This is a genomic window from Cognatilysobacter segetis, assembly GCF_004359965.1.
Taxonomy (GTDB): Bacteria; Pseudomonadota; Gammaproteobacteria; order Xanthomonadales; family Xanthomonadaceae; genus Cognatilysobacter; species Cognatilysobacter segetis.
Genome location: NZ_SMRQ01000094.1, coordinates 1 through 5,911, shown reverse-complemented (window position 1 = coordinate 5,911; position 5,911 = coordinate 1). Strand labels below are relative to the sequence as shown.

The following is a 5,911-nucleotide window of genomic DNA, read 5'->3' as shown; positions in this document are numbered from 1 at the left end:
TCCTCGCGGAGGTCGTTCAGGCGGTCGAGGTTCTCGCGCGTGTGGCGAATGCGCGTTTCCGTTTCCTTGCGGCGTTCCTTGTACTTGGAGATTCCGGCGGCCTCCTCCAGGTACATGCGCAGGTCCTCGGGCTTGGCGTCGATGACCTGGCTGATCATGCCCTGCTCGATGATCGAGTAGCTGCGCGGGCCGATGCCGGTGCCGAGGAACAGGTCGGTGATGTCGCGGCGGCGGCACTTCGTGCCGTTGAGGTAGTACTGGCTCTGGCCGTCGCGCGAGACCACGCGCTTGATCGAGATCTCGTTGAACGCGGCGTACTCGCCGGTGATCGTGTGGTCGGAGTTGTCGAAGATCAGCTCGACCATCGCCTGCGACACCGGCTTGCGCGCCGACGAGCCCGCGAAGATCACGTCGGTCAGCGAATCGCCGCGCAGGCGGCTGGCCGAGCTCTCGCCCATCACCCAGCGCACGGCGTCGATGATGTTCGACTTGCCGCAGCCGTTGGGGCCGACGACGCCCGTCATGTTGCCGGACAGATGGACGGTGGTCGGGTCGACGAACGACTTGAAGCCCGACAGCTTGATCGTGGAAAGACGCATTCGGCGGAGCGACCTCGGGTGCGGCGCAGGGCTCGCGGAGGGCGCCGGCCGGTGGGCCGGCGCGCGGCCCGCGAGTATAGCGGCGGTGCGACGCCGCGCCGGCCGGCCGGGCCGCCCAACGGGTGCGCCGGCGGCGTCGAGCCGTCATGATCCCGGCATGGTCTTCGGCATCCCGCCCGGAGTGCCCGCCACGGAACATCGGACGCTCCCGGCGGGCGCGCAGCTCTACCTGCACCGCGATACCCACGTCTGGACCTGGGCCGCGGCGGTAATGATCGCGGGCGAACTCCGGCGCGACCTCCAGCAACGGCCGCGGTCGCGCCTGCTGCTGTCGCCGAGCGAGTCCATGGCGCCGGTGCTGCGCGCCCTGGCGCGCGCGCCGCTGGACTGGGAGCGCGTGGACGTCGGGCTGGTCGACGAACGCTGGCTCCATCCCGACGATCCGGACAGCCACGCGGCGGCGGTGCGGCGGCACCTGCTGGTCGACCGCGCCGCGGCCGCGCGGCTCGAACCGCTGACGCTGGCGGGCCGGCGCCTCGAGGACGCGGTGGCGATCGCCAACGCGCATGCGCGGCAGGCGCCCAACGTCGTGGTGCTGTCCATGGGCGACGACGGTCACGTGGCCGCGCTGTTTCCGGAGTCGTCCGACTTCGCGCGGGCGCTGGCGTCGCGGCAGGACTACATCAGCCTCGACGCGACGTTCTGCCCGACCGCCGAGCCCTGGTGGCGCCGCATCACCGCGACGCCGCTGGGGCTGTCGCGTGGACAGTCGCGAATCCTGCTGCTGCGCGGCGAGGCGCAGCGGCGTCATTTCGATGCCGCGATGGCCGCGACGGAGCCGACCACGTCGCTCGCCGCGGTCCGGCTGGCCGGCGGGCCGGCGTTCGGCGTGCACTGGTGCCCGTAAGCCGGGGCCGCTCAGCCGGCGGCGGTGCCTTCCGGCGGCTGCGCGTCGATGGAAAGCGCATGGATATCGGTGGTCATCAGCGGGCCGAGCGCCGCGTAGACGGCGCGATGCCGCGCGAGCGGCGGCATGCCGACGAACCGGTCGCTGCGGATCCGGACGCGGAAATGCCCCCGCCCGTCGCGAGCCCCGACGTGACCCGCGTGGCGATGGCTTTCGTCCTCGACCTCGAGCTCGACCGGGTCGAAGGCCGCCATGAGCGCCATGCGGATCGCCTCGGCCCGCTCGCCGGGCGTCACGGCAGCACTTTGCGGAACGGGCGTACGTCCAGCGAGGCGTACACCCCGGCTTCGCGGTACGGATCGGCCTCGGCCCACGCGCGCGCCGCCTCGATCGATTCGAACTCGGCAACGACGAGGCTGCCGCTGAAGCCCGCCGGGCCGGGATCCTCCGCGTCGATCGCGGGACAGGGACCTGCCAGCAGGAGCCGGCCGGCATCGCGGAGCGCGTTCAACCGTTCGAGGTGCCGCGGGCGGGCTTCGAGCCGGCGCGCCAGCGAATCGGGGGCATCACGCGCGTCGATCACGTACCACATGGGGCTTCTCCGGCCGAAAACGCGATTCTAGCGGCCGTGGGTGGCTTGGCTGGACAGCGTGCGCCCCGCCCCGTACGCTAGCCGCATCCGTCGACCTGCCCGGCAGGCGACAGCCGCCGCGGAGCCTAGGCTCCCACGCCCGGCATCCGATCGCGAGACCGACCGCCGCTCCGGCAGGCGCCGTCCGCATCACTTCCGCAGTCCGCATCATCGAAGGGCCGGCCGTGGCCGCCCGCTCCGCAGTGTGCTGTGCCAGGCCCGGAGGGGCCGGTCCCGAATGACCGACGATCTCGCGCCGCAGGCGACCGAGGACAATCCGGCAAGCCCGGCACCGCCGAGCCATCCGCAGCAGCAGGAGATGCCGCTGGCGGTGGTGCACGGCCAGCCGGTCCTGCAGATCCCGCAGGATCTCTACATCCCGCCGGACGCGCTGGAAGTCATCCTCGACGCGTTCGAAGGCCCGCTCGACCTGCTGCTGTACCTGATCCGCCGGCAGAACCTGGACATCCTCGACATCCCGGTCGCCGACATCACCAAGCAGTACGTCGACTACATCGCCGGCATGCACGAGATGCGCTTCGAGCTGGCGGCGGACTACCTCGTGATGGCCGCGATACTGGCCGAGATCAAATCGCGCATGCTGCTGCCGCGCGTGACGAACGAGGAAGGCGAGGAAGAGGATCCGCGCGCGGAACTGGTGCGGCGCCTCCAGGAATACGAGCGGTTCAAGAAGGCGGCGGAGGACATCGACGCCCTGCCCCGCCTGGAGCGCGACACCGCGCTGGTGCAGGCCCACGTGCCGGAGCGCGCCGTGGTGCGGCTGCCCCCGCCGGTGGACCTCAAGGAGATGCTGCTGGCCCTGCGCGACGTGCTCAAGCGCGCCGAGTTGTTCACGCAGCATGCGATCAAGCGTGACGCGCTGAGCGTGCGCCAGCGCATGGGCGAGCTGCTGGAGCGGCTCTCCGACGGCGGCTTCCATCGCTTCGAATCGCTGTTCGACGCGAACGAGGGCCGCCTCGGCGTGGTGGTGACGTTCCTCGGCATGCTCACGCTCGCGAAGGAACAGCTGGTCGAGATCGTGCAGGACGCGCCGTTCGCGCCGATCTACGTGAAGTCGCTCGCGCTGATGAAGGACGCGAACGAGATCGAGCTCTCCAGTGAGTTCGACGACGCGGCCAACGACGCCGCATGACGCAGGACGGGGAATCGGCCGCCGCGATGGCGGTCGCCGGGACAGGCGGAGGCGATGGCCTCCGGAACGTGGAACCAGTGGATTCGATCATGGACCAGACGCTGATCAATCGGATCGTCGAAGCCGCGCTGCTCGCCGCGAGCCAGCCGCTCGCCGTCGCGCAGCTGCGCGAGCTGTTTCCGGACGACCAGCCGCCGCCCGCCGGGTCGATCGAAGCCGCGCTCGCGCAGCTGCAGGCCGAGTGCGAGACGCGGGGCGTCGAACTCGTGGAAGTCGCGACCGGCTTCCGCTACCAGGTCAAGGCGGAGGTGCACGGCTGGATCTCGCGCCTCTGGACGGAGCGCCAGACGCGCTACACGCGAGCCACGCTCGAAACGCTCGCGCTGATCGCCTACCGCCAGCCGATCACGCGCGGCGAGATCGAGCAGGTGCGCGGCGTCACCGTCAGCAGCAACATCATCAAGGCGCTCGAGGAACGCGAGTGGATCCGCGTGGTCGGCCATCGTGACGTGCCCGGGCGCCCCGCCCTGTTCGGCACCACCAAGGTCTTCCTCGACTACTTCGGCCTCAAGCGCCTGGACGAGTTGCCGCCGCTGTCGGAACTGAAGGACATCGGCGAACTGGAGCCGCAGCTCGCCTTCGACGAGGCCAGCGGCGTGGCGCCGAAGATCGCCGTCGGCGGCGTCGAAGGCGACGCCGACTCGACGGATGCGGCGGCCAACGACGAAACGTCGGGCGACGCGGACGGCGACGCGGCGGATGCGCCGACGGCGCCCGCGACGTCCGCCACGGTGATCGCGGCCGACGGGCTCGACGAACAGGCGGGCGACGCGCAGGACGAGGACGCCGACAGCGACCTCGACTTCCGCGCCGAGCGCCCCGTCGTCTTCGAGGACGACGAAACCGACGAAAGCGACACACCGAACGAAATGCACGACGCCGCCGATGGCGACGTCGATCCCGAAGCCGCGCCGGGGATGCGCGCGGCAGACGAGAACGACCGCGAGCAAGACAACGCCGTCGAGACGACGACCGTTCCCGACATGACGACCGCATCGAGCGATGCGGCGGAGTCAAACAAAGATGAGTGACGAAAAGAACCGCAAGCTCACGCTGCGGCGCGAACAACCCGCCGCCCCCGCGGCGCGCATGGAAGAACGACTGCACAAGGTGCTCGCACAGGCCGGACTCGGCTCGCGCCGCGCGCTGGAACAGCGGATCGCCGACGGCCTGGTCAAGGTCAACGGCGAGGTCGCGCAGGTCGGCCAGAGCGTCGGCAGCGGCGACAAGGTGGACATCGACGGTCGCCAGTTCGTGGCGACCGCGCTGACCGAGCCGCCGCGCGTGCTGATGTACAACAAGCCCGAAGGCGAAGTGACCACGCGCGAGGATCCCGAAGGCCGCCCGACGATCTTCGAGGCGCTGCCGCCACTGAAGGGATCGCGCTGGATCGCGATCGGCCGCCTGGACATCAACACCACGGGCTTGCTGCTGCTCACCACCGACGGCGAGCTGGCCAACGCGCTGATGCACCCGTCGAAGGAAGTCGAGCGTGAGTACGTCTGCCGCGTGCGTGCGCCGGAAGGTGCCGAGACGGTCGACGACGCGATCATCGAGCGACTGGCGAAGGGCGTGCAGCTCGACGACGGTCCGGCGAAGTTCGACGAGATCGAGAAGATCGGCGGCAGCGAGTCGCACGACTGGTACCGCGTGGTGGTGAAGGAAGGCCGCAACCGCGAAGTGCGCCGCCTGTGGGAATCGCAGGGTTGCCAGGTCAGCCGGCTCAAGCGCGTGCGCTACGGCGGCGTCGAGCTGCCGCGCGAGCTGCTGCGTGGCCAGTCGCAGGAACTGCCGACCGCGCGCGTGGAAAACCTGCGCCGTGACCTCGGCCTCGAGGACGGCGCGCCGTCGGCACTGACGCTGCAGCCGGTGATCGGCCAGCGCCGCGCCGCGAAGGCGACGATCCATTTCGGTGGCGAGCGCAGCCAGGGCGGTTATGTCGGCGGGCACAACACGGCGGACGAAGGCCGCGAGCTGCGCCGCTTCGACCACGTGCGCGAGGATCGCGGCCGTGGGCGCGGCGGCCCGCGCAAGCCGGGCGGCCTCACGGTGACCGGCGAGATGGCGGCCAAGCAGGCGAACAAGCCGTTCAAGCAGCGCCCGGACAAGGGTTCGCGCGCGCTGCCGGAAGGCAACCCGGCGGCGTTCCGTACCTGGTACGTGCCGGACGGCGTGGAGACGGGCCCCTCGGGTCACCGCAATCCCGACGGTCGTGCGCGCACGCCGTTCGGCGGCAAGCCGGCGGGTGCGCGCCCCGGTGGCGGCGGTCGCCCGGGCGGCGGCGGTCGCCCCGGCGGTTTCGGTGGCGAGCGTTCGGGCGGTGGCGGCGGCTACGGCGGTGAGCGCAGCGGTGGCGGTGGCGGTGGTGGCGGCCCGTACGGGGCCGGCGGCGGCGCGCGCAAGCCCGGTGGCAAGCCGGGCGCGCCGCGGCCGTACGGTCATCCCGGCAATGCGCCGAGCTTCCCGTCGGATCACGCGAATCCGGGCGCCGGCGGTTACGACCGTCCGCGTGGCCCGCGTCCGCAGGGCGGTCCGGGCGGTCGTCCGGGCGGCGGTGCGCC

The 5,911-nt window shown here is 71.3% G+C and carries 7 protein-coding genes; 4 read left to right on the top strand and 3 right to left on the bottom strand.

The window, feature by feature from the left end; translation table 11 throughout:
- Positions 1-599, bottom strand: a 599-nt coding sequence (locus E4F61_RS13755; protein ID WP_162301502.1) for a chromosome segregation SMC family protein, incomplete at its 3' end; no start/stop codon positions are given.
- 157 nt (positions 600-756) lie between these two features.
- Here E4F61_RS13755 and E4F61_RS13750 point away from each other — a divergent pair.
- Positions 757-1,506 carry a 6-phosphogluconolactonase gene (locus E4F61_RS13750; RefSeq protein WP_133480190.1) on the top strand — a complete coding sequence of 250 codons (750 nt, stop codon included), beginning with the start codon at positions 757-759 and terminating at the stop codon, positions 1,504-1,506.
- Between the two features lie 11 nt (positions 1,507-1,517).
- On the opposite strand, the gene E4F61_RS13745 is transcribed toward E4F61_RS13750, so the two are convergent.
- Positions 1,518-1,769 (bottom strand): BolA family protein, encoded by a 252-nt coding sequence (locus E4F61_RS13745; protein ID WP_133480191.1) that lies wholly within the window; start codon positions 1,767-1,769, stop codon positions 1,518-1,520.
- 29 nt (positions 1,770-1,798) lie between these two features.
- Complete coding sequence (locus E4F61_RS13740) at positions 1,799-2,098, bottom strand: YciI family protein (protein ID WP_133480189.1); 300 nt, start codon at positions 2,096-2,098, stop codon at positions 1,799-1,801.
- A 277-nt stretch (positions 2,099-2,375) separates the two neighbouring features.
- On the opposite strand from E4F61_RS13740, the gene E4F61_RS13735 reads away from it, so the two are divergent.
- From E4F61_RS13735 to rluB, 3 genes are all read left to right on the top strand, one after another.
- A complete protein-coding gene (locus E4F61_RS13735) occupies positions 2,376-3,290 on the top strand; it encodes a segregation and condensation protein A (protein ID WP_133480188.1) in 915 nt (304 codons plus the stop codon).
- Positions 3,291-3,379: 89 nt separating this feature from the next.
- Positions 3,380-4,381, top strand: a complete 1,002-nt coding sequence (gene scpB, locus E4F61_RS13730; protein ID WP_133480187.1) for an SMC-Scp complex subunit ScpB — start codon at positions 3,380-3,382, stop codon at positions 4,379-4,381.
- The coding region (gene rluB, locus E4F61_RS13725; protein ID WP_133480186.1) for a 23S rRNA pseudouridine(2605) synthase RluB at positions 4,374-5,911 on the top strand (1,538 nt) is incomplete at its 3' end. The genes scpB and rluB, both read left to right, overlap by 8 nt.